At 36.0% G+C, this 1,376-nt stretch carries 1 pseudogene; it reads left to right on the forward strand.

The features are described 5' to 3' along the window. Positions 1-632: 632 nt before the first annotated feature. Positions 633-938, forward strand: a pseudogene (locus tag EGI31_RS22440) (acyl-CoA dehydrogenase family protein); the annotation flags it as partial. Positions 939-1,376: the final 438 nt, after the last annotated feature.

A 1,376-nucleotide genomic window follows, 5' to 3' on the forward strand; every position in this document is an offset into this window, starting at 1 on the left:
CATCAAGACATAAGTTATTCAAGTCTTCATTTGCTTAAACTCTTCATTTTCTTCTTGTTAAAAATAGAAATTAATATCTAACATGAAGGAATTAAGAAATGAAGGACATTAAGAGCTTCATTTGCTTAAACTCTTCATTTTCTTCTTGTTAAAAATAGAAATTAATATCTAACATGAAGGAATTAAGAAATGAAGGACATTAAGAGCTTAAATAGAAATTAATATCTAACATGAAGGAATTAAGAAATGAAGGACATTAAGAGCTTCATTTGCTTAAACTCTTCATTTTCTTCATATTAAAAACCACTACAACGGTTGCAGGTGTCTTGCCCTTTCATATTCTTGTAGAAAACAACCAAGCCTTCGCCATCAATGCCGATGAAAAACTGGCTTTTGATACCTTATATTTCGCAAACGACTCTTTGCACCTAAAGATGGAACTCTTTGATGCTGAAATAGTTGCCAAGGTAGATGGTGAAAGTATGAAGGGCACATTCCGTAAGAAAATGGCCAATTTGGACAATAGAGAGGGAGCTTTTTCGGCTAAGTTTGGACAAGATTTTAGATTCGAGAATGGAAAAGTAAGCCCTTCTTTGGCAAATAAATATTCGGTAACATTCAATGATGGAGAAGCAGATATGATTACTGAAGTATATGTAGCTGAATCAGCCATGTTAAGAGTTGAAAAACTTATCGGAATCAAAGGTGAAGAGGCTGTTTCACTGCAAAAAGACATGGCCTTGGTTTATCTACAAGATGCCGTTATGAAATGCAATCAGGCTGGACGTGAGGCCATCCAAGCATTCGCCGAAGGAGATGAACTAAGAGTGATGTTAATGGGCTTAAAGCGTTTCACCAAAATTGACCCCATCAACACCAAAGAAGCAAGAAGAAGAGTCGCAGATGCACTTTTAGCTGAGAATAAATATATATTTTAAAGACTTTTTAACTGACTAACATTTGTGGTGGCTCCGTGGAGTCAAACGGTGGCTGAGCGAAGCCGAAGCCACTTCGGCTCCGCTCAGTGGGCGGGTTAATCAAATATTTTGGCTTAGAATCAACAATTAAAAACCAATAAACCAGCCTTATATAATTTAGGGCTGGTTTTTTATTTGCATAACGTACGTTTTCATTTCGACTCCGCTCAATGAACGGAGTTAAAGTGATTTTTTACGTTAGAATTACGGTTGTAACCTAGGCTATATTAGCATGACAGGGCTCATATAATTATCAGCGCTCAGTGGTCGGGTTATAATCAGTTATCACAGAAATCAAATATTTTGGCTTAGAATCAACAATTAAAAACCAATAAACCAGGAAGGAATTAAGAAATGAAGGACATTAAGAGCTTCATTTGCTTAAACTCTTCATTTTCT

Source organism: Lacihabitans soyangensis, from assembly GCF_024343775.1.
Taxonomy (GTDB): Bacteria; Bacteroidota; Bacteroidia; order Cytophagales; family Spirosomataceae; genus Leadbetterella; species Leadbetterella soyangensis.